General features: G+C 68.4%; 26 protein-coding genes and 1 pseudogene. 19 read left to right on the forward strand and 8 right to left on the reverse strand.

The window, feature by feature from the left end; all coding sequences use genetic code 11:
* Position 1: 1 nt before the first annotated feature.
* The 11 genes and pseudogenes from CWS50_RS12285 to CWS50_RS14115 all read left to right on the forward strand — a co-directional run.
* Positions 2-1,741: an ammonia-forming cytochrome c nitrite reductase subunit c552 gene (locus CWS50_RS12285; RefSeq protein WP_243118349.1), complete on the forward strand. Its 1,740-nt coding sequence runs from the start codon at positions 2-4 to the stop codon at positions 1,739-1,741.
* Between the two features lie 18 nt (positions 1,742-1,759).
* Entirely contained in the window at positions 1,760-2,974 is a 1,215-nt protein-coding gene (locus tag CWS50_RS12290) for a tetratricopeptide repeat protein (RefSeq protein ID WP_127843016.1), read from the forward strand.
* A 2-nt stretch (positions 2,975-2,976) separates the two neighbouring features.
* Positions 2,977-3,678: a cytochrome c biogenesis CcdA family protein gene (locus CWS50_RS12295; RefSeq protein ID WP_127843017.1), complete on the forward strand. Its 702-nt coding sequence runs from the start codon at positions 2,977-2,979 to the stop codon at positions 3,676-3,678.
* A gap of 65 nt (positions 3,679-3,743) precedes the next feature.
* Positions 3,744-5,285, forward strand: a complete 1,542-nt coding sequence (locus tag CWS50_RS12300) for a cytochrome c biogenesis ResB family protein (protein WP_127843018.1) — start codon at positions 3,744-3,746, stop codon at positions 5,283-5,285.
* A gap of 25 nt (positions 5,286-5,310) precedes the next feature.
* Complete coding sequence (gene ccsB / locus CWS50_RS12305; RefSeq protein WP_127843019.1) at positions 5,311-6,234, forward strand: c-type cytochrome biogenesis protein CcsB; 924 nt, start codon at positions 5,311-5,313, stop codon at positions 6,232-6,234.
* Positions 6,227-6,898, forward strand: coding sequence for a TlpA family protein disulfide reductase (locus CWS50_RS12310; RefSeq protein WP_127843020.1), 672 nt, complete (start codon positions 6,227-6,229; stop codon positions 6,896-6,898). The genes ccsB and CWS50_RS12310 overlap by 8 nt, the downstream gene beginning before the upstream one ends.
* Positions 6,899-7,439: 541 nt before the next feature.
* The gene (locus tag CWS50_RS12315; RefSeq protein WP_127843021.1) at positions 7,440-7,634 is read left to right on the forward strand and encodes a hypothetical protein; all 195 of its coding nucleotides are present in this window, start codon (positions 7,440-7,442) and stop codon (positions 7,632-7,634) included.
* A 73-nt stretch (positions 7,635-7,707) separates the two neighbouring features.
* Positions 7,708-8,517 (forward strand): SagB/ThcOx family dehydrogenase, encoded by an 810-nt coding sequence (locus CWS50_RS12320; protein WP_164860146.1) that lies wholly within the window; start codon positions 7,708-7,710, stop codon positions 8,515-8,517.
* A 35-nt stretch (positions 8,518-8,552) separates the two neighbouring features.
* Positions 8,553-9,476: an ABC transporter ATP-binding protein gene (locus CWS50_RS12325; protein ID WP_164860147.1), complete on the forward strand. Its 924-nt coding sequence runs from the start codon at positions 8,553-8,555 to the stop codon at positions 9,474-9,476.
* A complete protein-coding gene (locus CWS50_RS12330) occupies positions 9,451-10,221 on the forward strand; it encodes an ABC transporter permease (protein WP_127843024.1) in 771 nt (256 codons plus the stop codon). The genes CWS50_RS12325 and CWS50_RS12330 overlap by 26 nt, the downstream gene beginning before the upstream one ends.
* A 16-nt stretch (positions 10,222-10,237) precedes the next feature.
* Positions 10,238-10,555: pseudogene (locus tag CWS50_RS14115) on the forward strand (class I SAM-dependent methyltransferase); the annotation flags it as partial.
* A gap of 273 nt (positions 10,556-10,828) precedes the next feature.
* On the opposite strand, the gene CWS50_RS13705 reads toward CWS50_RS14115, so the two are convergent.
* Positions 10,829-10,972, reverse strand: coding sequence for a hypothetical protein (locus CWS50_RS13705; protein WP_243118350.1), 144 nt, complete (start codon positions 10,970-10,972; stop codon positions 10,829-10,831).
* Here CWS50_RS13705 and CWS50_RS14120 point away from each other — a divergent pair.
* A complete protein-coding gene (locus tag CWS50_RS14120) occupies positions 10,920-11,234 on the forward strand; it encodes a hypothetical protein (protein ID WP_423243497.1) in 315 nt (104 codons plus the stop codon). The two genes, CWS50_RS13705 and CWS50_RS14120, sit on opposite strands and share 53 nt — an antisense overlap.
* A gap of 177 nt (positions 11,235-11,411) precedes the next feature.
* Here CWS50_RS14120 and CWS50_RS12340 read toward each other — a convergent pair whose 3' ends face one another.
* The 3 genes from CWS50_RS12340 to nrdF form a co-directional block, all read right to left on the reverse strand.
* Entirely contained in the window at positions 11,412-12,263 is an 852-nt protein-coding gene (locus CWS50_RS12340) for an ABC transporter permease subunit (RefSeq protein WP_127843026.1), read from the reverse strand.
* Positions 12,260-13,183, reverse strand: coding sequence for an ABC transporter ATP-binding protein (locus CWS50_RS12345; RefSeq protein WP_127843027.1), 924 nt, complete (start codon positions 13,181-13,183; stop codon positions 12,260-12,262). Before CWS50_RS12345 ends, CWS50_RS12340 begins: the two co-directional genes overlap by 4 nt.
* 609 nt (positions 13,184-13,792) lie before the next feature.
* On the reverse strand, positions 13,793-14,767 hold the full coding sequence (gene nrdF / locus CWS50_RS12350) for a class 1b ribonucleoside-diphosphate reductase subunit beta (RefSeq protein WP_127843028.1): 975 nt from the start codon (positions 14,765-14,767) through the stop codon (positions 13,793-13,795).
* A 168-nt stretch (positions 14,768-14,935) separates the two neighbouring features.
* Here nrdF and CWS50_RS12355 point away from each other — a divergent pair, with 168 nt between their 5' ends.
* Positions 14,936-15,700 (forward strand): AAA family ATPase, encoded by a 765-nt coding sequence (locus CWS50_RS12355; protein WP_127843029.1) that lies wholly within the window; start codon positions 14,936-14,938, stop codon positions 15,698-15,700.
* A 120-nt stretch (positions 15,701-15,820) separates the two neighbouring features.
* Positions 15,821-16,315: a TspO/MBR family protein gene (locus CWS50_RS12360; RefSeq protein ID WP_127843030.1), complete on the forward strand. Its 495-nt coding sequence runs from the start codon at positions 15,821-15,823 to the stop codon at positions 16,313-16,315.
* 51 nt (positions 16,316-16,366) lie between these two features.
* Here CWS50_RS12360 and CWS50_RS12365 read toward each other — a convergent pair whose 3' ends face one another.
* From CWS50_RS12365 to CWS50_RS12375, 3 genes are read right to left on the reverse strand one after another with little or no spacing between them, the layout of a single operon-like run.
* Positions 16,367-17,839: a GntP family permease gene (locus CWS50_RS12365; protein WP_127843031.1), complete on the reverse strand. Its 1,473-nt coding sequence runs from the start codon at positions 17,837-17,839 to the stop codon at positions 16,367-16,369.
* On the reverse strand, positions 17,833-18,426 hold the full coding sequence (locus CWS50_RS12370; RefSeq protein WP_127843032.1) for a gluconokinase: 594 nt from the start codon (positions 18,424-18,426) through the stop codon (positions 17,833-17,835). The genes CWS50_RS12365 and CWS50_RS12370 overlap by 7 nt, the downstream gene beginning before the upstream one ends.
* A complete protein-coding gene (locus tag CWS50_RS12375) occupies positions 18,423-19,316 on the reverse strand; it encodes an MFS transporter (protein ID WP_127843033.1) in 894 nt (297 codons plus the stop codon). Before CWS50_RS12375 ends, CWS50_RS12370 begins: the two co-directional genes overlap by 4 nt.
* Before the next feature lie 452 nt (positions 19,317-19,768).
* Here CWS50_RS12375 and CWS50_RS12380 point away from each other — a divergent pair, with 452 nt between their 5' ends.
* The 5 genes from CWS50_RS12380 to CWS50_RS12395 all read left to right on the forward strand — a co-directional run bounded on the left by CWS50_RS12380 (position 19,769) and on the right by CWS50_RS12395 (position 23,300).
* Complete coding sequence (locus CWS50_RS12380; RefSeq protein WP_127843034.1) at positions 19,769-20,782, forward strand: hypothetical protein; 1,014 nt, start codon at positions 19,769-19,771, stop codon at positions 20,780-20,782.
* A 3-nt stretch (positions 20,783-20,785) separates the two neighbouring features.
* Positions 20,786-20,926, forward strand: coding sequence for a hypothetical protein (locus CWS50_RS13065; RefSeq protein ID WP_164860149.1), 141 nt, complete (start codon positions 20,786-20,788; stop codon positions 20,924-20,926).
* Positions 20,927-21,077: 151 nt separating this feature from the next.
* A complete protein-coding gene (locus CWS50_RS12385) occupies positions 21,078-21,188 on the forward strand; it encodes a type II toxin-antitoxin system RelE family toxin (RefSeq protein WP_127843471.1) in 111 nt (36 codons plus the stop codon).
* A gap of 299 nt (positions 21,189-21,487) precedes the next feature.
* On the forward strand, positions 21,488-22,081 hold the full coding sequence (locus CWS50_RS12390; RefSeq protein ID WP_127843035.1) for a hypothetical protein: 594 nt from the start codon (positions 21,488-21,490) through the stop codon (positions 22,079-22,081).
* A gap of 163 nt (positions 22,082-22,244) precedes the next feature.
* A complete protein-coding gene (locus CWS50_RS12395) occupies positions 22,245-23,300 on the forward strand; it encodes a LacI family DNA-binding transcriptional regulator (RefSeq protein WP_127843036.1) in 1,056 nt (351 codons plus the stop codon).
* Between the two features lie 179 nt (positions 23,301-23,479).
* On the opposite strand, the gene CWS50_RS12400 is transcribed toward CWS50_RS12395, so the two are convergent.
* Positions 23,480-24,808 (reverse strand): glycoside hydrolase family 32 protein, encoded by a 1,329-nt coding sequence (locus tag CWS50_RS12400; protein ID WP_164860150.1) that lies wholly within the window; start codon positions 24,806-24,808, stop codon positions 23,480-23,482.
* Positions 24,809-24,834 lie beyond the last annotated feature (26 nt).

Here is a 24,834-nt window from a genome sequence, read left to right on the forward strand (position 1 = left end):
GATGAGCACCGAGAAGGACGACGCCACGAGCGCCGGGCGTGACACCGGCAGGGACGACAGCGGCACGGGCGCCCCTGGCGACGACGGGTCGGACGTCGATCCGGCCGCCAGCCAGGACAGCGACCAGACCGCTGACCGGGCTGCGGGCGGGGGCAGGGACGACAGCGGCAGCGACGACGCAGACACGACTGCCGCAGCTGACGCGACCGGGGACGAGGACGACACCACGTCCACCACAGAGTCGACCGCGCAGGCCGCCACCAAGGGCTCCAGGAAAGACTCCGGAAAAGGCACCGGGAGGACCGGGAGGAAGAGCACCCGCCGCTCGCGGTCACGGTGGGTACCGGTCGTGGTCCTCGTCAGCGTCGCGGTGTCCACAGCGGCTCTGACCTGGCTGCTGACGACGATCTTCACCCACAGGCAGGAGTCAGCGGCCTCCTTCACCGAGGTGGTCGAGCTGACCGACACCTCCTACGACCCGGCGGTGTGGGGGGAGAACTTCCCCCTCCAGTACGAGCAGTACCGCCAGACCGTCGAGGACACCGACGGTGACTTCATCGAGGTCACCCCCACCGCTGAGGACCCCCGCGAGTACCACACGATCTCCCGGATCGAGTCCGAGCCCCGCGCCCAGAAGATGTGGCGTGGCTACGCCTTCGCTGTGGACTACACCGAGCCCCGTGGGCACGAGTGGGCGCTGCTGGACCAGATGTACACCGAGCGCACTGACGAGCGCTTCAACCAGCCCGGTGCCTGCCTGAACTGCCACGCCTCCACGCCCGAGATCTACGACGAGCTGGGCGACGGAGACCGGCAGGCCGGCTTCGAGGCCATGAACGCGATGGACTACGAGGACGCTGTCGAGCACGCCTCCTCCTCCATCGCCTGCATCGACTGCCACGACCCGCAGACCATGGAGCTGACCATCACCCGCCCCGCTTTTGCCGAGGGGATCCGCGAGGCGAAGGCGGCTGAGGGCATTGAGGACTTTGACGTCAACCGTGACGCCACCAACCAGGAGATGCGCACCTACGTGTGCGCGCAGTGCCACGTCGAGTACTACTTCGCCGGGGACGGCAAGACCCTGACCTTCCCGTGGGACAACGGCCTGACCGTCTACGACGCGATGGAGTACTACGACGACATCGGCTGGACCGACTTCACCCACGAGGAGAGCGGCGCCGAGGTGCTCAAGGCCCAGCACCCCGACTTCGAGACCTGGTCGCAGGGCATCCACGCGGACAACGGCGTCACCTGCGCCGACTGCCACATGGCCTACAGCCGGGAGGGGGCGACAAAGGTCTCCAACCACCAGATCATGAGCCCGATGGCCAGCGAGGAGACCATCAACGCCTCCTGCCTGACCTGCCACCACTCAACCGCTGAGGAGATGCGCGAGCGCGTGGACACTATCCAGACCACGTGGCAGAGCTCGCTCAACGTCAGCTTCACGGCCCTGGACGCGCTGATCACCGACATCACCACCGCGACCGACAACGGCAGCGCCGACAAGGCCGACCTGGAGAAGGCGCGCGACTACCAGCGCAAGGCCCAGTTCGTCATCGACTACTCGTTCTCCGAGAACGGGCGCGGCTTCCACGCACCCGCCTACTCGGTCTCCATCCTCAACCAGGCGACCGACTGGGCCCGTTCCGGGCAGCTGGTGCTGCGCGGTATCGAGGTCGACAACGGGGTCGGACCGGCAATCCCGGAGCAGCACATGCCCAGTGGCGACGACTGACGGAGGGCACAGACAGTCATGTCAGACGACGCGCGGTCAGGAACCGGCAGCAACGGCTCGGGTCGCGGCCCGGACCGTGACTCAGCCGGTCCGGGCCGCGATGAGCTCAGGTCCTTCCTCTCCTCTGCCCCTGAGGGGCTCCGGGGCTGGGCCAGTGAGCAGCTGGCGCGCCTCGACGCCGAGGACGCCCCTGAGGACGGAGGCGCCGGGGCAGCCGACAGTGGCGCCCGCGTCGGTGACAGTCAGGACCGCGAGACTGCCGGCGCCACCCGCGCGCCTTCCGGGGGCTCGCAGGGCGCGAGCGGTGATCCCGGCCCACCTGCTGCGGCGGTGCCCGACGGCACGGAGGGCTCCACTGGGCTGGACGACCTGGACGACGAGCCCGCTGCCGACGTCGAGGACCTGCTTCCCGACGACCCCACCGACGACCTGCTCCCTGACGACCCGGAGGACGACTCAGCCGAGGACCCGCCCAGCACTGCCAAGCCCCGCCCCCGGAGGGGTGCCTCGGCCCGTTCCTCCCAAGTCGGCTCCTCGCACCCGGCAGCACCACACGGCCGACCGTCCTCGACGCCACGGCGCCGCAGGGGCGGGGTCTCACGCACCACCCTGGTGCTGGTGGTGCTGCTGTCGGCTGCCCTGGTGGTTCTCATCCAGCAGACCGGGCGCGGCGACGCCTCGGCGGGGTCCACGATGCCGGCCGACCACCCCTCAGTGGCTGGTGCGGATGCCACGGAGATCGCCCAGATGGACGAGGCCGAGCCGGTCGACACCGAGCAGGAGGCCGCCCTGCAGGCTGAGGCCGAGGCCGACCCCACCAACGTCACCGCCCGCCAGGAGCTGGGGGTCATGTACCTGCGGGCCGCCCTGTACCAGGACGCGATCACCTGGCTCCAGCAGATCCTTGACACCGACCCCGACAACGTGGACGCGCTGCTGACCATCGGTGTCGCGGAGTACCAGTCGAACCAGTACGAGGAGGCGGAGACCCACTGGCGCCGTGCCTCCCAGGTCAGCCCGGACACCGCTGAGCCTTGGTACAACCTGGGCTTCCTCTACATGGCCCAGTCCCCGCCTGACACCGAGCAGGCCGCGCAGTGCTGGGACAAGGTCCTGGAGGTCGCCCCCGACTCGGACATGGCTGAGACGGTACGCAGCCACCAGGGGCACCTGGGCTCAGGCTCCTCCGGGTCCCCCGCCCCCTCCGCCTCGCCGACGGCCACCGGAAGCTAGCGATGGAGGTCACGGTCACGCTGCCGCTCGCCCTGCTCGCGGGGCTGGTCTCCTTCGCCTCACCCTGCTTCCTGCCCATCGTCCCCGCCTTCGTCAGCCAGCTCGTGGGGGGCGGCCCCCAGGAGGTGAGCAGGCAGGGCGCCCTGGTCAGCGCCGTGTGCTTCGTCGCGGGCTTCTCCGTGGTGTTCATCGCCCTGTGGGCGTCGGTGGGACTGATCGGGCGCTCGCTGGGCCCCTACGCGGTGCACGCACGGGTGGCCGGCGGGGCCGTCCTGGTGCTCATGGGGCTGCACGTCGCCAGGCTGCTGACGATCCGGCCCTTCGACACCCTGGTCCGCGCCTCCGGACCCTCCGGCGCAGGACCGGCCTCCCCGCTGCGCGCCGGGGTCATGGGGGTTGTCTTCGCCGCAGGGTGGACCCCGTGCATCGGCCCGATCCTCAGCGGCATCCTGGCCCTGGCCACCGTGAGCGCGACGGCGTGGTCAGGGGTCGGCCTCATGGTCGCCTACTGCCTGGGCCTGGGCGTGCCCGTGGTCGCCGTCGCCGTGGGCTCGGCCCAGGTCACCCGCCGGTTCGACTGGTTCCGGCGCCACCACGTCGCAGTCTCACTGGCCAGCGGGGCAGTCCTGGTCGCTGTCGGGCTGCTCATGGTCACCGGTCTCCTGGGGAGGCTGTCCACCCTGGTCCCCGGGCTCAGTCTGTAGGGAGCGGCAGAGAGACAGAGAGACAGTGAGTAGAGAGAGACAGTGAGTAGACAGTGAGTTAGGCGATGAGCACGACGAGCAACGACCCCACCTCCTCACCACACGGGACCGGCAGCGCCACTGGTGCCAGCGGCCCCGGCAGTACCGGCGGCTCAGACCCGGTGGACGGCCTGGACGACCAGGCCGCGCTCTCCCTGGGTCCGATCCTGCGGCAGGCCTACTCCTTCTTCTACAAGAAGACGGTCGGGCTGGCCCTCATCCTGCTGACCGGGACACTGTCCCTCCTGGGCGTCATCATCCCCCAGATGCCAGCGGGTTCCAGGGTCAGCGAGGAGGCCACCGCCCAGTGGCTGGAGTCAGTCCGGCCGACCTTCGGCGGCTGGACCGACGTGCTGCGAGCCCTCGGTTTCTTCACGATGTTCAGCTCGGTCCCCTTCCTCGTGGTCATGGGGCTGCTGGCGCTGTCCATCACCGCCTGCACGATGCACCGGCTACCCGTACTGTGGAGGGCCGCCCGCCACCCACGCACCCGGGTGACCGCGCGCTTCTTCGACCGGGCCCGGCTGCGCGCCCGTTTCACGGCACCAGTGAGCGCCGAGCAGGCCTTCGAGGTGATCTGTTCCGACGCCCGTCGGCACCATCTGCGGGTGGTCGTTGACGAGCGCGGCCCCGGCTACAACGCCTACATGGACCGCAGCCGGTGGGCACCCTTCGGCACGGTGCTGGCCCACCTCGCCTTCCTCGTGATCATGGCCGGGTTCGTCATCTCCTCGGTGACCGGCTTCCGTGACGAGCAGTTCGCCCTGACGGTCGGCTACCCCCGGGAGGTCGGCCACGGCACCTCGCTGGTGGCGGAGGCCCGGGGGTTCCAGGACACCTACTACGACGACGGCTCCCCCCAGGACTACGTCGCCGACCTCGTGGTGTCCAAGGACGGCCAGGAGGTGGCCGCCCAGGAGGTGCGGGTCAACCACCCCTTGACCTACGACGGCGTCATGTTCCACCAGTCCTACTTCGGGGTCTCCGCCGTCATGGAGGTCACCGACGAGTCCGGGACCCAGGTCTTCCACGGCGGTGTCGCCCTGGACCGCACCACCAGCGACGAGACCCTCGTCTTCGGCAGCACCCCCCTGCCCGACGGGACCACGGCCTACGTCATCGGGTCGGCCTCCGGCCAGACCGGCACCGGTATCGAGCCGGGGCAGATGAGGGTGGAGGTCTACCAGGGCGAGGACAACACCCCGGTGGACGAGGCCGTGCTCGACACGGGGGTGCCCACGCAGGTGGGGGGCCACACCTTCACCTTTGAGCGCGAGCAGCAGTTCACCGGGATGATCGTGCGACGGGACCCGGGGGCCGGGGTCGTGTGGGTTGGCTTCGCCCTCCTGGCTGTGGGCACCTGCGCCACGATGTTCTTCCCGCACCGTCGGCTGTGGGTGCGGGTCACCGACACGGGCGGCTCCCGCAAAGAGGCGCTGGTCCAGATGGCCTCACCGGACCGGCGCGACTCCAGCTTCACCAGGCTGTTCACAGACATGACGCTGCGCGTCAGCCGCACCATGACACGTCACACCGGTCCCAGTCACACCGAGATCAAGAGGAACTAAGAGAGGAACACTGAGAGGAGCGACGATGCTTGAGTACTCCCAAGCCCTCCTGCTGATCACGACGGTGCTCGTCGTCGTGTCCACCATCGCCTACCTGGGGGCCTTCCTCGCCGCCCGTACGGCAGCAGTGACAGCCGCAGCCGCGACGGGGACCGGCGGTGCCACCGTGGTCATCAATACTGGTGACGGTGACAGGACCATTGAGGTGACCGGGGGCTCCCAGCGCACCCCGACCAGGCGGTTCACCGTGACCTGGTGGGCGGCCAGGTCCACCCAGCTGGGCCTGGTCCTGCTGACCGGCTCCCTGGTCGCCCGCACGATCGCCACCGGTCACGCCCCCTTCTCCAACCACTACGAGTTCGCCCTCTCCTTCGCGTGGGGGATGATGCTGGCCCAGGTGTACTTCGAGCTGCGCTACCGGGTGCGGACCGTGTCGATCATCGTGCTGCCGGCGATCCTGGCGATGCTCATCTACGCCTCGACCCTGTCCTACCAGCCCAGCCCGCTCATGCCGGCCCTGCAGAACTCCCCCCTGCTGACCCTGCACGTGTTCACCGCCTCCCTGGGCTACGGCGCCTCCGTCGTCTCCTTCGCGGCCGCGGTGATGTACCTGCTGGCGCCACACGTGCGCTGGAGGGGCTGGCCCCGCAGGGAGGTCCTTGACGACCTGGGCTACCGGGCCACGGTGGTGACCTTCCCGATGCTCACCCTCATGCTCATCCTGGGGGCGCTGTGGGGCAACGTGGCCTGGGGCCGCTACTGGGGCTGGGACCCCAAGGAGGTCGCCGCCCTGGTGACCTGGCTGATCTACGGCGCCTACCTGCACGCCCGGGTCACTCGCAGCTGGCGGGGCACCCGGTCGGCGTGGCTGCTGATCCTCGGCTTCGGCGCCGTCATCTTCACCTACCTGGGCAACCTGTTCTTCGGGGGGCTGCACTCCTATGCCTGACCGCAGTACCGGGCCCGGCCCGGACGACGCCACGGCACGTGCGGCCGCTGGAGGGGAGCCTGCCTGGCGCGCCGCCCTGCGTGGCTCCAGGTTCGGGCAGGTGGCCGTCATCGCGGTGGCGGCCTTCGCGGTGGCCATCGCCGCCTGGTGGGCCGTCGGCCCGCAGGACGCCGGGCAGGCACCACAGGCCGAGGGCTCCGTCGTCACCCAGGTGGACGTCGACGGCGTCCAGCAGGCGCCGGTGGCCGGGGACAGGGCGCCAGCCTTCAGCGGCACCGACATCAGCTCCCAGGAGGTGGTGGTGGACCCGGAGGCCATGGACGGGCGGCCGGTGTGGCTCATGTTCGTCGCCACGTGGTGCACCGGCTGCCGCACCGAGATGCCCGACGTCCAGGAGGCCGCAGCCGCCTACGGGGAGGACGTCGAGGTCATCGTGGTCTACGTCGGGGAGGACACCTCCACCGTCAGCGCCTACTCCCAGCGTGTGGGCAACAACCTCACCGAGGTTCCCGACCGGTCCCAGGCGGTCTCCGCCGCCTACGGGGTCATGGGGGTGCCCTCGCACTTCTTTATCGACGCTGACGGCACCGTGCGCCAGGCCAGCGTCGGCCTGCTCACCCCCGACCAGATGGCCCAGGCGCTGGACGGGATCACGGGGCCGTAAGGCAGGCGAGCCAGGTGCCGGGGCTGTTCTGGTGTCGCCGCCTGAGCCTCAGCACCTCCACAAGCTAGACCGACAGCTCCGAGCCCACATGGGAGCGCAGGCCTATTGACACGCCTGTACCCGTGACGTAATATAGCCCGTGTCTGCCGCAACTGAACAGTAGCGGCAGACGCAGTCCCAACACCTCAACGTCGAGCCAGGAGTAGCCATGTCCGAGGCCGCAACCGCCCAGGGCTTCAGCATCGTGACGTACGGAGAAGACGAGACGTTCTTTGAACCTACCGCCGCACGGTGCAGCTCATCGTCAAGCACCTGCTGCGCCGCCTGCGTGGGGTAGGCCTGTCCGGCAGCGCTGCCCGCCTATTTCCTGCGTGGCAAGGAAACACGCTACTGCCTGGCAGGGTTGGCGTGCGCCGCACATTTCCGCCAGCGCGGACTATCGAGGAGCGACTCACAGGTTGCCGACCAGCTCCCCTACTATCAGTACCACGTCGACCATTTACCACAAACCAACGCAAAGGACCGACGCAAAGGAAGGGATATGATGGGGCCAGAAGTCAGGCGCGGCGCACTCATTGGTGTGACTTGTGCAGCCATCGGCAGCACCGGGTACTACCTCACCACACCTGACATCGTCGGGGCGCTGTTCGTCGGGGTCATCGGACTAGCCATAAGCGTCGTCATCTTTGTCATCATGAGCATCGCCGGGCGAGGACAGCACGATGGCGAGCCGTAGATCGGCGGCCGCACCAGAGCAGCCAAGCCAGTCGGAGGTGGCATAGGCACCAGGCGGGCAGGAGGAGATGACTGTGGACGGACCAACCATCCACAGCGCAAATCTGACAACTATTGTGTACGGGGCCGACGTCCCAGATGCTCTTGACTGCTCCGAGACCTGGTTCGAGGCGTCGAAGGTACGCCGCGAGTCGATGGGGTGGGACTGCCCGGGCATCCAGGTGCTGCAGAGCTCTCCCGCACTGCAAGAAATCTCTTCTCGTGGCGCCAGGAGCTACGACCACCTTCCAAGGGTAAGTCTCGGTGCTCCAGAGTATCCTGCAGCGCCCCTGGGGCAGGTCCTGCTCGGCCGACGATCATCAGACGTGTTCCTCGGCTCCATGACTGTGAAGCAGCTTTCAGGCCTGCTGCGGTACGGAGCAGGGATGACTGACGTACAGGGCAGAAGCAGCCACCTACGCACCACGCCATCGGCAGGTGCACTGCACCCCCTGGACCTGTTCTTCTACGCGAGGCACGTCGACGACCTTCAGGAAGGTGTGTACTACTACCTGCCACAAGAAAACCATGCGGTCAAGATCGCTGCCTCACTGGGGGACGCAGTCGCCTCCTCTTTTTTTGACGCGGCCGGGTCCTCGGACAGCGCGGTCATCATTCTCATCGCGTGCACCTTCTGGCGCACGCGGTTCAAGTACGGACACAGAGGGCTCCGGTTCTGCCTCATAGAGGCTGGGCACATGGCTCAGAACTTCCTCCTGCTGTCCACTGCCTACGGACTTCCGTCCCGCGCCCTCGGAGGATTTGTCGACGATGAGATCAACGATCGCATACCTTCTCTCAACGGAGTCGACACGGCGCTGCTCTACGCACTGACCGTCGGCTAGCGCCCTATATGTCAGCAGGCAGAACAGGAGGAGCGGTGACCCACGGATCCGATACCGTTGTCGAGGCACGGGGGCTGTCAAAGAAGTTTGGTGACGTCACAGCGGTGTCTGACGTCAGCTTTGAGGTGGCACGCGGCAGTGTCGTCGGGGTCCTCGGCAGGAACGGTGCCGGCAAGTCCACGCTGGTGTCCATGCTGGTCGGACTGACATCCCCCTCCTCAGGCAGCGTCCAGGTACTGGGCTGCGATCCTCGCGCAGCACGCTCACGCAGCAGGCTGGGCGTTGTCCCGCAGGACGTGGCCTTGCCGGGCAACCTCACGGCATATGAGCTCGGCGCCTTTGTCTCCGCCCACTTCCCGTCAAGCAGCCACCGCTATCAGCAGGTGCTCCACTCCTGGGGCATCAAGGACTTCTGCTCCACACGGATCAGGAGGCTGTCCGGCGGGCAGAGACGACGGGTTGCTGTCGGCCTGGCGTTCGTCGGGAACCCACTCCTCGTTGTTCTCGACGAGCCGACCACAGGACTGGACCCCGAGTCCCGACGTGCTATGTGGAGCAGGATACGGGAGGAAGCCAGCAGGGGGATGACCGTGGTCATCACCTCCCACTACCTGGAGGAGATCGAGTACCTCAGCGACCACATCCTTCTCATGGAGAAGGGGACGCTGATTGAGAACCGCTCGATCTCAAGCTTCCTGGCGCTCAAGAGGCAGGGGTGCGTCTCCTTCGTCTCATCCGCCTCCGTGGAGCAGGTCCGGATGGCGGTCGGCCGACAGGCGGAGGTTGTCGCGAACCACCACGCCTTCAAGGTCAGGAGCCAGGATACCGACGGAGTCGTACGGGCACTAGTGCATTCCGGCCTCGAGTTCCAGGAGCTGCGTGTCACCGGGTGGAGCCTTGAGGACGTCCTTATAGAAAGAATGGAGGAGCAGGATGCCCACCCTCAGCGGCACCGATAGCCAGGGGGCGCCTCCCGGCGTCCTGGCAGCCCATCTACGCATAGTCCTGGTCGACACCTTCCGCGAGCCTACGGCGCTCATCGGGAACGTCCTTATCCCAATTGTGTGCTTTCTCTTCTTTGTGCTTCCCAACAGGGGCGTCGTCGAGTCGGCCGACGCCGCAACCGAGGCAACACTTCAGCTGACAAGCATGCTGGGGTTCTCCACCTGTCTGTTCGGCTACTCCATGTCTGTGGCCCAGGACCGAGACACTGGGTTCGGGCTCTACCTCAGGACCCTCCCCGTGGGTCCGCTCCCCCGGTTCCTTTCAGTTGCGGCTGGGACGCTTGCCGTCACGGTTGTCGGGGTTGTGCTTCTGTGGCTGCTTGCCCTGGTGACAACAGCAACCAGTCCGGCACCGAGCCTGGCTGCCGGACTGGCAGGCCTCCTCATCACAATGGTCACCTGGGGCCTGTTCGGGGCCGCGCTGGGGCAGGTCGTCAATGTCAAGACAGTCATCACCGTCGCCCAGCTGGTCTTCTTGTCCCTGGCATTCGCTGGGGGCATGCTGGTGTCTCCCGACTACATGCCGGAGGCGCTGGACTCAGTCAGTACCTACCTCCCCTCACGCGCCTCGCGTGACCTGGTGTGCAGCCTGGGCAGCGGGCAAGAGGTGAGCACGACAACGGTGGTCATGAGCATTGTCTGGACACTCGTCTTTGGAGTGGGCAGCATCCTGGCCACCAGGTTCTCTCAACGTCGTTAGCGTGTACGGAGGCACAATGACTGGTGACGGCTATGCTGTCCAGGATGCCACAGGCCGAGCCCTGGCACCGGAGTTGGAGCACGACTACTACACGGCGCTGAGGTACGCACGCCATACCCAGCACGAAGTTGGGCTCAGGTACTGGAAGCGCAGTACCAGGGTTCTGGACGTAGGCTGTCAGCTGGGCGCTCTGGGCCAGGTTCTCGCGGACACTTGTCACGACTACACCGGTCTGGACACGGACAGCAGCGTCCTGGCGTCCGCCCAGGCCAGCCTACCGGATGCACATTTTTTTCAAGAAGATGTGGAGAGTCCTTCCGTCACGAGGAACGGAACCTACGACGCTGAAGGCAGCAGTGCCTCTGCTGCACCTGGCTTCCACCTTTGCCGTTCCGCGGCTGATGATGCGCCTTGGTGCTCAGCACCAGGCGCTGTACTACGACGTCCCCACAGTCCTGCTGGCTGTCATCTCCACCAACACCGCCTCCCGAGGAGCACCTCGGTTGAGGGGCTACATAGCACAGCCGGAACATATTTTGGCCGGTGCTGCGCTGGGAGTCGCGTTCCACGCAGTCAGCAGCACACTCATCACGAAGAGGCCTCCACGCTACCGGAAGTGTGCGCCCGACCCCTGGCTCATACCGACCGCCGTCTCGGAGGAGGTCATCTGGAGGAGCAGCGTGCGGCACACGGAAAACATGGTGGCAAACATGGTGGTGCTACTGACCAGCAGCGTCCTGTTCGGCGTCACCCACCTCCACCTAGGAGGATGGAAGGCCGCAGCACACATGACGTTGTTTGGCATGGCTGCAGAATTGTGCGCACGGGCAGCAGGGCTACCGACAGCCACAGCATTCCACATTGCATATAATATGTCCCAACTGTCCGCGCAACGCGTCGCCAGCACCCAGTCACGACAAGGACAGCCGCTGTCGGGCACGCACACACCAGCGCGTCAGGGCCGAGGATGGACGCGGCACACGATTGCCTGCAGCTGTGCAACAGCCCGATGACTGGAGCAGCGCCGGATTACCGCAGCCACACACCTTGCCCACATAAGGAGCGCGACGCAGCGGGTCTGCGTTTGCGTTAGTGCCACACAACCGGCCCACTGCCGGAAAAATATCCATCCCGCCCACCATTGATGAGCTCCGACAGTGCCATCTGGGCGCGCGGAGGTCTCAGTGGCGTCAGCCCCTGAGGTCACGCCGGGAGAACACCCAGCAGCCGAGGGCCAGCAGCACCGCGCACAGCGCCCAGACCAGCGCGATACCGCCCCGGCCGTTGCCCGTCGCCAGGGGGCTCTCACCAAAGGCCCAGTGGTAGGGGGAGGCGACCAGCATCCAGTCCAGGCTAGGGGTCGACTCACCAACCGCGTTGAGACCGTAGCCGAGCACGGCGATGCCGACACCAGCCCCCACGGCCCAGGCCCGTCGCCCAGTGAGCGCGCCCACAGCGAGCGCGCACGCTCCAGACAGCAGGCCCAGGCCGGCCCAGGCAACGGTCACTGTCACCAGGTGTCCCACCGACAGCGACAGCTCCGCAGGACCGTTCATGACAAGGACGAGAACGACGGTGACCACGGCGAGAACCAGGACGCGTGTGACCAGTGCTGCCGCAGTCTCCGCCACGTACTGCACCCGCCCGACCGCGTGGGCCATCGTCAGCTCCAGGCGGCCGCTCTCCTCCATGCCTGCAATCGCGTACGACCCCCAGGTGGTCGCGGCGGCGACCACGAGAAGAAAGCCGATGAGGCCGAAATAGGTGGCCTGCGCGTAGCCAGCACCGGTGGCGATCTGGTCAAAGCCGAGGCTGCTAGTCAGGCTGGCAGGCATACTGTCCACCATCTCCAGCAACTCAGGCTCCTGCAGCGAGGGGTAGACAGGCAGGTAGAGGAAGATGACTGCTGCCAGGCCGACTGACCAGCCCAGCAACCCGCGCCTGCCCTCCCCGAGCTGGCGACGCAGGACAGGCACGGCGGCGGCCCGGGCTGGAGGAGCAGTGGTCCGGGCGGAGGCGGCGGCTGATTCAGTGGTGGTCATGATGCGTCTCCCGTGTGCTCGTACAGGCTGAGGACGGTCTCCTCCAGGTCAGGCTCCTCAATGGTGAGGTCACGCACCGTGAAGCGGGACAAGGACTTGACGAACGGGTCGGCCTGACCGCGCAGCATCCCGGAGAACTGGACCTGGTCCTCACCGATACGGCGTAAGTCCAGATCCTTGATCTTGTCGGGGCCCGCGAGAGCCTCCCGGACCTTCTCCGTAGTCGTGCCGCTGAGCTGACCGCGCACCCGGGAGGTACCGGTGAGCCGCAGCGAGGAGATCCTACCCTCAGCCACGATCTTGCCCTGGGCGAGCACGGCGGCGGCGTCGGCGCAGTGCTGGATCTCGCTGAGGACGTGCGAGCTGAGCAGCACGGTCTGACCAGCCTCACGCGCCTCGCGCACCAGGGCGAGGAACTCCCGCTGGACAAGAGGGTCGAGCCCGCTGGTGGGCTCGTCCAGGATCAGCAGCTCAGGGCGGTGCATGAACGCCTGGATCAGTCCCAGCTTCTGACGGTTGCCCTTGGAGAGGGTGCGTACCGGTCGGCTAAGGTCGAGGTCCAGGCGCTCGGCGAGCTCGCCGGTCACGCCGGGGGCTACCGGGCCGCTGATGTCGGCGAGGTGGCGCAGCAGCGAGGCTCCGCTGATGCGCTCAGTCAGCCTCAGCTCGCCCGGCAGGTAGCCAATACGGCGTCGAAGCCCCGGCCTGGACGAGCGAGGCGTATGCCCCAGGACCGACACCGACCCGCTGGTGGGCCGGATAATGTCCACCAGGGTGCGCAGCACGGTCGTCTTGCCGGCGCCGTTGGGGCCGATGAGCCCGTACACGGAGCCGCGCTCAACCACCAGGTCGATACCGCGCACGGCGTGGACTCTGCCGAACCTCTTGTGCAGGGACCTGACGTCGATGACACCTTTCATGCTCTCTCCTCCGGGTGGGCCAGGGCCGTCGGTAGCACAGCCCTGTCGGGTCGGCCGTGACGGCCGGGGCCACCACGCTAGAAACGTTGATGGTGATTGAGGACGCTGGTGACGGTGGGAACGTGGCCACAGCACCGTCGGTGGTGGAGCAGCTCGCGACAGCCCACCGTAAGACACGATTGAACGCGCGTTTAATACCTTAGAGGCACCCCGCTGTGCTGTCAACCCACCCTTGCTGCACATCTTCAGGGGAGCGGACCGGGACTGCCCAGCGGCAGCGGGCGTCATGGCGGGCTTTGGCGCGGCAAGTACTGGTCGATACAGCAGCCGGACCTCCTGAAGATGTGCAGCACAACTGGCGGTGCACATCTTCAGCCCCTGACTCGAGGGCACGGCGCCGCAGTCACATGTCCTGATACGGACTTTCCGTTGGAACAGCGCCGGTCCCACCCCTCAGCACCTCGCTCTGGCTGCGACACAGCCGCTGAAGATGTGCAGCCGGTGGGCACGCGCAGAAGAAGCGGCCGCGACAGCAGTGTCACGGCCGCAGAGAAGTCCCGCTGGCTCAGCCTCAGGCGCAGGACCCGGGCGCCCCAGCCCGGCCGGGGCTCAGAAGTCCCAGTCCTCGTCCTGGGTGGCCTCGGCGGTACCCATAACGTAGGAGGAGCCCGAGCCGGAGAAGAAGTCGTGGTTCTCGTCGGCGTTGGGCGACAGGGAGGCCAGGATCGCCGGGCTGACGTCGGTGGCCTCAGCCGGGAACAGCGCCTCGTAGCCCAGGTTCATCAGCGCCTTGTTGGCGTTGTAGCGCAGGAACTTCTTGACGTCCTCGGTCAGGCCGAGCCCGTCGTAGAGGTCCTCGGTGTACTGCTCCTCGTTGTCGTAGAGCTCCATGAGCAGCTCGAAGGTGTAGTCCTTGAGCTCGGCCTGGCGGGCCGGGGAGGAGTCGCGCACGGCCAGCTGGTACTTGTAGCCGATGTAGTAGCCGTGGACCGCCTCGTCGCGGATGATGAGGCGGATGAGGTCGGCAGTGTTGGTCAGCTTGGCGTGGCTGGACCAGTACATGGGGGCGTAGAAGCCGGAGTAGAAGAGGAAGGACTCCAGCATGGTGGAGGCCACCTTGCGCTTCTCAGCGTCCTCCCCCCGGTAGTAGTCCAGGATGATGCGCGCCTTGCGCTGGAGGTTCTCGTTCTCCTCGCTCCAGCGGAAGGCCTCGTCGATCTCAGCGGTGGAGATGAGGGTGGAGAAGATCGAGGAGTAGGAGCGGGCGTGGACGGACTCCATGAAGGCGATGTTGGTCAGCACCGCCTCCTCGTGGGGGGTGCGTGCGTCAGGGATGAGGGAGACCGCCCCCACGGTGCCCTGGATGGTGTCCAGGAGGGTCAGGCCGGTGAACACGCGGGTGGTCATGTTCTTCTCCGCCTCGGTCAGGGTGGCCCAGGACTGGACGTCGTTGGACAGCGGGACCTTCTCCGGCAGCCAGAAGTTGCCCGTCAGGCGGTCCCAGACCTCCAGGTCCTTGTCGTCCACGAGCCGGTTCCAGTTGATGGCCTGGACACGGTCGAGAAGCGTGATCGGCTCAGGCATGGGTCCTCCTGGTGGTGCGCGCCGCTGGTCCTGTGGTCACGCCATGCTACCGACGCCGCCGCGGGGCGACGACGGCGACCCGGCCCGGACGCCTGCGGATCATCTCACGGCACCACAGCCTCACCCGCCGCTGAGCCTGCCCCACGGCAGCCGGGGGACAATCACACCATGGCCGACTCCTTTGTACCCCTCGCCGTACCTCCCGCTGTACCACCCGTGCCCCCTGACTCCGCCTCCAGTCCCTCTCCCGCCGCCCTCGTCACTCGCACCGGCTCCGCCGAGGCCCTGCTGCTCGGCCTGGTCGACCACCTGGCCACTGCCCTTGGTGACGCCCCGTCCCGCCTCGTCGTCGGCCTGGCCGGAGCGCCGGGCTCGGGCAAGTCGACCCTGGCCACCCGGCTCCAGGAGCTCCTGGCCCAGCGCGGTCTCCTGGCTGGCACCGTCCCCATGGACGGGTTCCACCTGTCCAACGCCGTCCTGGACGCCCTGGGGCGCCACGACCGCAAGGGCGCGCCCGACACCTTCGACGTGGAGGGGCTCCTCGCCACCCTCGACCGGGTCCGCTCCCCGGACCTCCCGGAGGTCCTGGCCCCTGTCTACCGCCGCGACCTGCACGAGCCCGTGGCCGCAGGCACACTGGTGAGCGGGCCGGGAGCAGTCGTCACCGAGGGGAACTACCTGGCGCTGGGCTCCCACGGCTGGCAGGAGGTGAGGACCCGGATCGACCTGCTGGTCTTTCTGGAGGTGCCCGAGGAGGAGCTGGCGGCCCGGCTGGTCGCCCGCCACCAGGACTTCGGCCGCAGCGCCGCTGACGCCGGGCACTGGGTGCGCACCGTGGACCTGCCCAACGCCCGGCTGGTCGCCGCCTCCGCCTCGCGCTGCCACGAGCTGTGGAGACTGGCGACCACCTCCAGCACACCCCCAGATCAATGACGCGCAACAAATCAACCGTCCTTTGGGTAACAGACTCTCCCGGGAGGCCACGCCCTGTTTGCCACGCGCTAAGGTGAGCAGAGTATTCCGTGTCAAACAGTCGTCACCCAGGAGGAGACCATGCCTCGCCACCGCCGTGCGGCACTGCTGGCCACATCCACGATGGTGGCAGCCACCGCCGTCGCCGGGTCACTCGCCTCAGACCCCCACGGCAGCTACTACGCCAGCCTGCGCAAGCCGTCATGGACCCCGCCCGGCTCAGTCTTCCCCGTTGTCTGGAGCGGGCTCTACGCGACCATCGCCGCCACCACCGGCCCCACGCTGGCCGAGCTGCGAGAGGCCGACACGAAGACGCAGGACTGGGAGGCCGCAGGCTACCTGTGCGCCACCACGGTCAACCTGGCGCTCAACGCCGGGTGGACCTGGATCTTCTTCCGGGCGAGGAACCCTGGTCTGTCCGCAGCGTGGGCCGCCGCCCTCACGATCAGCTCCGTAGGGCTGGCCCAGCGCACCTTCCAGGTCAAGATGGCGCGCGGAGTAGTTCTTGCCCCCTACGCGGGCTGGACCGCCTTCGCCACGGCACTGTCCACCGCCATCTGGCGGATGAACCGCTGAGAGGACCGAGAGGACGAGAGAACAGGCCTGAGGAGTCCAGCGCCCCCGAGGTCAGAGAACGAGGCTGAGCAGCATGACTGTTGCCAGGGCCACCACGGAGACCAGGCACTCCATCAGCGACCAGGTCCTCAGCGTCTGCCCTACGCTCATACCGAAGTACTCCTTGACCAGCCAGAACCCGGCGTCGTTGACGTGGGACAGGAAGACTGACCCCGCCCCCAGCGCCAGCACCAGCAGGGCCGTTCCCGGCGCATCCATCCCGGCGGCGACAGGCGCCATGATGCCGGAGGCCGTGACAGTGGCTACTGTCGCCGAGCCGGTGGCCAGGCGCACCGCCACCGCGACCAGCCAGCCTGCCAGCAGCGGGGACAGGCTCGCCCCCTGGATAGCCTGAGCCATGACGTCAGCCACGCCAGAGTCCACCAGGGTCTGCTTGAATCCTCCTCCGGCACCCACGATGAGCAGGATGCCCGCCACGGGACCGAGAGAGGCACCGACCCGGTCGCTGATGTCCTGGGCGGAGTCACCCCGGAGTCTGCCCAGGAGCACCAGCCCCAGGAGGGTGGTGACCAGGAGGGCCACCACAGGTGCGCCCAGGAAGGTAGCGGCCGTGTAGAGCGGTGAGTCCTGGGCGTCGGCCGCAGTCGTCTCCACCACTGTGCGCAGCAGCATGAGGACCACCGGCAGCAGCACGATCGACAGTGACACGGCAAAGGTAGGGCGCCTGAGCCGTTGCGTCTCCTCCTGCTGCCCGCCGGGAGGGCTGCCTGCCTGGAGCGGGACCCAGCGTGCCATGTAGCGGGCAGCCAGAGGACCGGAGACGACAACGGTCGGCACCGCGACCACCAGCCCCAGACCCAGCGTCAGGCCGAGGTCGGCCCCCACGGCGTCGATGGCGATGAGCGGTCCCGGGTGCGGGGGCACCAGGCCGTGCAGGGCGGACAGGCCCGCCAGGGCGGGGATGCCCACCAGGATCACCGGCAGAGCGCAGCGGCGGGCGACCAGCATGACGATCGGGATCAACAGGACCACCCCGACCTCGAAGAACAGCGGGATCCCAATGACAAAGGCGGTCAGGGCCATCGCCCAGGGCAGCAGGGGGACCCGGGCGCGCTCCAGGACAGTGTCGACGATCCGGTCGGCACCCCCGGACTCGATGAGAAAGGTGCCAATGACCGCGCCCAGGGCGATGAGCACGCCCACGTCCCCGACCGTGCTCCCCAGCCCCTCGGTGAAGGAGGTGAAGGAGTCGGCCAGCGGGACACCTGCGGCCACTGCCATGGTGACTGAGCCCAGTACCAGGGACAGGAAGGGGTGCAACCTGAGCCAGGTAATGAGGAGGACGATGACAGCGATACCGACTGCGGCGGCAACGACCAGCTGGGTGTCGCTGCCGGAGGCGGTCTCGGCGCCGGGCACCGCCGTCACAGCCAGAGCTGCCGGGGCGGGCGTCCCAGCCGGGGCGGGCGAGGTAGTGAGACTGGCCGCAGGGACTGACAACGGGGTCAACACGGGAGTCAGCATCTCCCGGCCTCCACGTCCAGCAGCTCCAGCGACTCCAGGACGGCCGCCACCGTCGCCTCCGGGCTGGAAGAGGCGGATACCACGACCACGCCGTCCTCATCGTCCTCCAAAGGCTCCAGGGTGGCCAGCTGGGAGGGCAGGAGGCTGGCTGGCATGAAATGTCCCTCCCGCTGAGCCAGGCGACGGCGTAGCTCCACCTCCTGAACCTGCAGGTGGACAAAGCGCACCCGGCCCTGCGCCTGGGCCAGCAGGTCCCGGTAGGAGCGCTTGAGGGCGGAGCAGGTGACAATGGTGGAGGACCCCTGCGCGGCCCGCTCACTCATCCAGCCGCGCAGGGAGTCCAACCACGGCCAGCGGTCGGCGTCGGTGAGCGGAGTGCCCGCGCGCATCTTCGCGATGTTGGTACCGGGGTGGAAGTCGTCGGCCTCGGCGACAGGCCAGCCCAGGACACGGGCGAGGCCGTTGGCGGTCGTGGTCTTCCCGCAGCCAGCGACCCCCATGATGACGAGGTGGGTCACCGGCTGGGAGACGGTGCGGCCCGCCGCGAGGCCGGGGCTGGCGCCTCCTGGGGCGCTGGGCTCAGTCATAGCTCCTCCTTGAGTGTCATCCTGTGTCTGGGTAGTACCTGGTTGTCAGCCGCACGCAGCCCGGAGGGCGGAGGGCACCGCCCGGCGCTGGCACCCTCCGCCACCACGGCCCTCCATCTCCTCCAGCTCCCTGCCTTGGTCCCAGGGACCGAGCGCAGGACGAAGACGAAGGACAGCAGCGCGCAGACGGCGTAGAGCCCGTAAGCGAAGATCAACCCGATGTCAGAGAGGACAGGGAAGGCGGTGGAGACGACAAGGCTGGCAGCCCACTGGGCTGCGGCCGCCACCGCCAGCGCCACGGCCATCACCACCGAGCCGACCAGCAGCAGGACACCCACCCACACCACCGGCTTGAGCCCGGGGCACGGCCCGCGCAGGTCAGTCAGCGACTCGCGCCTCCCGGAGTCGATGGTGGAGCGGATCTCCTCGGTCTTGAGATTGACGTTGACCACGCCGGTGAAGTCGTAGAGCACCTGGGAGGCCTTGTCGTAGCGGCCCCTGGCCACGAGGAAGCGTGGTGACTCCGGCAGGCGGAAGGCGAAGAGGCCGTAGAGGACGGCAGGCACGGCCTCCGCCATGAACATCCACCGCCAGGCAGGCCGCCCCATCCACAGGACCTCTGCGGTCCCGCCCGCCGTGCCGGCGAACCAGGCGCCAGCAGCACAGCCGATAAGGGTGGAGGAGACGGAGAACCCGGTGAGGGCTGGGCCCAGGGCGAAGTCACCCGCCAGGGCGTCAACGGCCCCGTTGATGACGGCGGTGTCGAAGCCGAAGAGAAAGCCGCCCAGCGCGGCAGCCACACAGATGCCAATGACTCGGGTGTTGAGGCGGCTGACAGCGGAGGCAGGCGGTGGGGTACGGGGTCCTGGTCCTGCGGAGGTGCCTGCCATGTCTGGGTCCTGACGTCGTCGTGAGGCCGAGTACTGGTCGGGCAGCTGGTCTGAGGTCTGCTGATCCAGAGCCCGGTCGCGGGCGCTGCTCAGTACCGCTCGGAGAGGCGCGGTGCCTCCGACGAGCGCCCGCCCCCAGGCTACGCGGTCCCGCCACGGCACACCAGCGCCCCCGGTCCAGTCCCGGCCCCAGGGGTGGCACCGAGGGCGGGGACAGCCCTGTCCCCGCCCTCGGTGCCGGCCTCGGCCTCGTCGCCAACCCCGTACGGCCGCCCCGTCCGCCCTGCGTCCCCGGGCCTTTTCCCGCGTCTCCAGGGCATGAGCGTACCGGCCGCGACCGTAGCCGACCTTTCCGCGCACTACCAAAGTGACCGGCACGAGCTGCTGGTCCGTGGGCTGCGGTCCACGACGTCGGCCACACCTTCCGTGGCCCTGCCGAAAGGACGTGGACCATGCTCCACCCACCCTCCCCCGCCCCCGTCTACCAGCACCTGGTACGCACCGCGCTCCAAGTGGCTCTCGCCGGCACCAAACACATCGTCTCCGGGCTCCTGACCACCGTGGCCGGGCTCCTGACAGTCGTGGCCGGGCTGCTACTAGTCGCCCTAGGCATCCCGGCCGCGCTCATCACTGCGGTGGCCCGGTTCGCCATGGCAGCCTCCACGAGGCTCGTTGAGAGCCTTGTCCGGCTCAGCACGGACCTGTCCCGCCTCAGCCAAGCACTCGAGCCTGCAACGAGCCGAGTATCCACACCGCCGTCGCAGACGGCGGTACCTGGCGCGGACCTGCTGCCCGGGACGACCTCCGGCAGGACCGCACAGGGTGATGAGGGCTCTCGCACAGAGCCTGCCCCCTCCGAGCCCTCTTGTCCTGGAGGCGCCCCCTTCGGGCTGGACATCGCTCAGCCCAACGCCACGAAGCGCGGTAAGAAGCGCAGCACAATGCGCCGCGTCCCGCCCGAGCGGAATGCCGCAACGGCTTCCCCCGCAGCGGCTGCTGCGCCCACCCCTCCCACGGCGACGACTGACTCCTCCCCCAGGAGGCTCGCACCCGGCTGGAGATGGTGGGCGGCCGGAGGCTTATTGACGATTGCGGTCGCCTGCGGACTCTGGTCCGTTCACGAGCTCACTCTTGCCGCGTCCCTGTTTCTGTTCGGTCCCCTGCTCATTGGCTGCGTCTGGATGATGCCAGCGTGCTTACGTCCCTACCACGACGCCCGTCGACACCTGAGGGAGGACGTCGCCGCCTCGACATTGCTCGCCCTGTCTATGACGCAGCTTGGCAGTACAGACTCCATCATTGAGCAGATCGTCTTCAACGATTCCGTCAGCGCGATCCTTTTCGGGCTCCTGGTCCACTACCCGTGGCTGGGCCTGATCAAGGCACTCCTGTCGCTGAACCATGAGTACTGGCAGCGCCGCCGTGGGGACACCGACCCGGGCAGCACCGGGACCCCGGCCAAGTAGCCGGTGCAGGCAGCCGCCTGGCCGGTCTCCCGCCACGCGGGGAGGACCGGTCAGGCAACAACCTTCAGCCTCGCCGAGGTCGCCCACGACCTCGGCATCGCCCTGGGTCCCGTCAGCGACGACACCCTTGAGGACCTTCAGTGACCTGGAAGGTCGAGATTGAGGAGCACGCCAAGAAGGAGCTGGAGCATCTCGACAGGGTCGCCCAGACAAGGATCCTGAGCGCCCTGCAGACCATCGGCTCCCTTGAGGACCCCGGTCCCGTGGTCAGGCTCTTACCGGTCCTCTCGCCGGGCTGTGGCGCTATCGGGTCGGCGACTACCGGATCGTGTGCAGCATCGACGGCCCGCGCCTGGTCGTCCTGGTTGTCCAGGTCGGCCACAGGTCCACAACCTACCGACGCTGACAGCGCTGACAGGCTCGGAGCCCACCGCCCGAGCACACCCGAGTACGCAGGGTCAGGAGTACGCAGAGTCGAGCTCGAGGAGCCGTTCCCTCCAATCGCATACCCCACGCAGGGAAAAACCGGCCGGGGTACCACTGTCAGCGCTGCGGGACACCGGCAGCGGCCCCCTGGAGGCGGTCACAAGACGGTACTGCGGACGCGCGTTGCCACGGTAGCGCCTCAGGCCACGTCTAGGCTGGCTCAGCAGCCACTTGTCACGGCTGCGCCTGTCCTGGAGCCCACCGGAAAGGAGACACCTGGTGGCCTCCCGCCGTCGCCCTGCGCCTACCGACCGTACCGGCCGCCTGCTGCGGCTGCTTGGCAGCCGATCCCGGCTGGCTGACCGTGTGGGCTCCTGCGCCAGGGAGGGCGCGCGAGCAGCCGCCCGAACGGCTGGCAGGGCGTTCAGGACCCTCGCCAGCGGGATGCTCCGCCTCACCCGGGGAGCCGACCGGAGCCTCGCCCCCGACTGGGGGTGGTGGGCCCTGGCGTGCGGCGTCATCGTCGTGATCGCTGCCGGAATCCGTGTCCGCACGGGCAGCCCGCTGACCGAGATCGTGGTCTACAGCGTACCTCCCGCCCTGGGCTGCGCCTGGATGATGCCAGCGTGCCTGCGTCCCTACGACGACGCCCGGCGGCACCTGAGGGAGAACATCGCCGCCCCCTGGCTGCTCATTGTCATCCTGGTCCCCAGCAACGCGGATGACCAGGTCAGGCAGATTGTGGCCAGCTCGCCAGTGCGCACGACGCTTGCCGCGCTCCTGGCCGTCTACACCTGGCTGGGCGTGTGCCGGGCCGTTCTGTCCGTGCACCACGACTACCGGGAGCGGCGGCCCCGTCCCCACCACGCGTAGAACACCAAGAACGTCATAGGACAGCATGGCAATCCATTGTCTTATGGCGTTTTTGTCGCCTGGGCACGCACCCCCTGAGCAGGCGGGGGCAGGGGCGGCGCCACACCCAGTGCCACCAGCCCGACAGATTGACGCGGCACGTGACGACTGGTGGTATGAGGGCATGACGGGCTTACAGGACCGACCTCGTGTACGTGCCGCTGACGTTGCCGCTGCCGCCGGGGTCTCTGCCACAGCCGTCTCCTTCGTGCTCAATGGGCGCGACGTCGGCAATATCGCCCCCGCTACCCGGCAGCGGGTCCTCCAGGCCGCCGAGGAGCTGGGCTACCGGCCCAACTACGTGGCCCGGAGCCTGCGGCGCAGCACGACCAGCTCCATCGGCCTGGTCACCGACGCCTTCGCCTCCTCGCCCTTCGGCGGCAGGCTCCTGGCCGCTGCCACCGAGACCGCCGAGGCCGCCGACCACGTCCTGCTCATGATGGACCTCGGCCACCGCACCGACCAGGTAGCCGAGGCCATCGCCGCCCTGGAGAGCCGTCAGGTCGACGCCATCATCTACGCCGCCATGGGCTTCACCCGGCTGGACGAAGTCCCCGCCTCCCGTGTCCCCCTGGTGCTGGCCAACTGCGTGGCACGAGGACCAGGCCACCCCTCGGTCAGTCCTGACGACGCAGGCGGGGCCACCGCAGCCCTGCGCCACCTAGCCGACCTGGGGCACAGTCGTGTCGCCATGCTGTGCGGCCACTACACCCCCGGGGCGGAGGAGACCGAGGTCGGTAACGTGTCGGGCCCCATCCGCTGGCAGGCCTTCAGCGCGGCCGCCGAGGAGGCCGGGGTCCAGGCTCACCACGTGGGCCGCGGGTGGTCGATCTCCGACGGCCACGCGGCAGCCACACAGGCCCTGGACGCCCCTGCCTCCCGGCGGCCGACGGCGTTCTTCGCCGTGTGCGACAGGGTGGCCGCCGGAGCCCTGCTCGCTGCGACCCGGCTGGGACTCACCGTCCCCGAGGACCTGTCGCTCGTCGGCTTCGACGACCAGGAGGCCCTCGCCGAGAAACTGGTGCCCCCGCTGACCACCGTCGCCCTGCCGCACGCCCGCATGGGGGAGGCAGCGGTCGAGCTGGCAGTCACCGTCGCGCGCGGCAAGCAGCCCGCCCAGCCGCACCAGGTCCTGCCCTGCCCCCTCATCATACGTGGCTCGACGGGGCGTCCCCGCTGAGCGGCAGTACCGCTGACTGGTGGCCGCGCTGGCCGGAAGTCACGCTGACCGACGGCCCTACTGGCTGGCGGTGCGCCCTCAGGCAGCCAACCGCCCGCCCAGCCGGAGCGGCGTCGGCGCAGACTGACGCAGTCCGGGCAGAGAGTGCCAACCGCCCGCCCGCCTGGCCGGGGGCGGTGTCAGGGGACCTGCGGGACGACGTCACGGACCTCAACCGCGCCGTCACCCGGTACCAGCAGCGTCCAGGGCTCGTCGTGGCGCCATGTGGCGGGCAGGCCCGAGGCCCGGTACAGCTCGACCACGGCGCCATCGACCCAGACCTGGTCACCCGGGTCCAGCGCGTACGTCCCCAGCTCGGGGTGGCGCAGACGCACCCCCTCCCCCGCAGCCTCCCCGGTAGTCTCTGAGGCAGCGCCTCCGACGACGTCAACCACCCACCGTCGTTCGCCCAGGCCCACCTCCCCGGCTGGCAGGCGGCGCGGCAGGCCAGGCGCCAGGGCGCGGGCGGCACCGGGATCAACCCGGCTGGTCACGACGCCGTCCACCAGCCGCAGACGACGTGGCAGGCTCAGGCAGCCGGCGTGGTCACGTACCGCAGGGTCCTGGTGGCCCTGACGGACCCAGCCGATGAGCAGCGGCTCCTCGCCCTCGGAGGGGGGCGGCGCCTGCCCGCCAGGCACCGCGACCGGGCCGTCCTCGTCCTGGTCGGTGCCGTGCTGCGACCCTGCGGCCACGACCTGGGGCGCGTACAGGCTGGAGCCCGCATCCACCGCGTGGGCGTGCTGGGCGACAAACCGCCAGCTCCCACCCTCCTCCACAAGGTCACCGACGGCAGCGGCAACCGTGTCGAGCATCCCACCTACCTGCAGGGACACGATGAGCACCCAGCACCCCCCCAGGGGGAACAGCTGGGGGCACTCCCAGATGTCCGCCTCGCCCACAGCCCTCAGGACGGGGTCGTCAGCGACGAGGACCCCACTGTAGCGCCAGGACAGCTCGTCACTGCGGTCGAACATGAGGACCGCAGGGGCGCCGTCGTCCAGGCCGGCCCCGAGGACCGCCAGCCGTCGCCCGGCGTGCTCCAGGACAAAGGGGTCGCGCATGACGGCGACACCGTCCGCGTCAGGCGTGTGCCCGACGACGACGGGCGCCCCCCACTCCCGCAGGTCCGGGCTGCCCCACCGCAGGCAGATCGTGGACTGCAAGGAGTCGTCAGCAATGCCGGAGTAGACCACAGCGGGCCGGTCGTGACCGGGGACAAACACCCCTGACCAGCAGCCGAAGGCGTCCGGCGCCCCCGGCGAGGGGGAGAAGGCGACCGGCTGGAGGTTCCAGCTGGCCAGGTCCCGGCTCGTGGCGTGCCCCCAGGCGATCTGCCCGTGCGCGGGGGCGGCCGGGTTGTGCTGGAAGAACACGTGCCACACGCCGTCGGCCCGGACCATGCCGTTGGGGTCGTTGAGCCACCCGCTGCCGGGGCGCAGGTGGTAGCTGGTGGTGGGTGCAGTCATAGGGGCGCTCCTGTCGGCGGTGTCCA

This window comes from Actinomyces wuliandei (assembly GCF_004010955.1).
Classification (GTDB): Bacteria; Actinomycetota; Actinomycetes; order Actinomycetales; family Actinomycetaceae; genus Actinomyces; species Actinomyces wuliandei.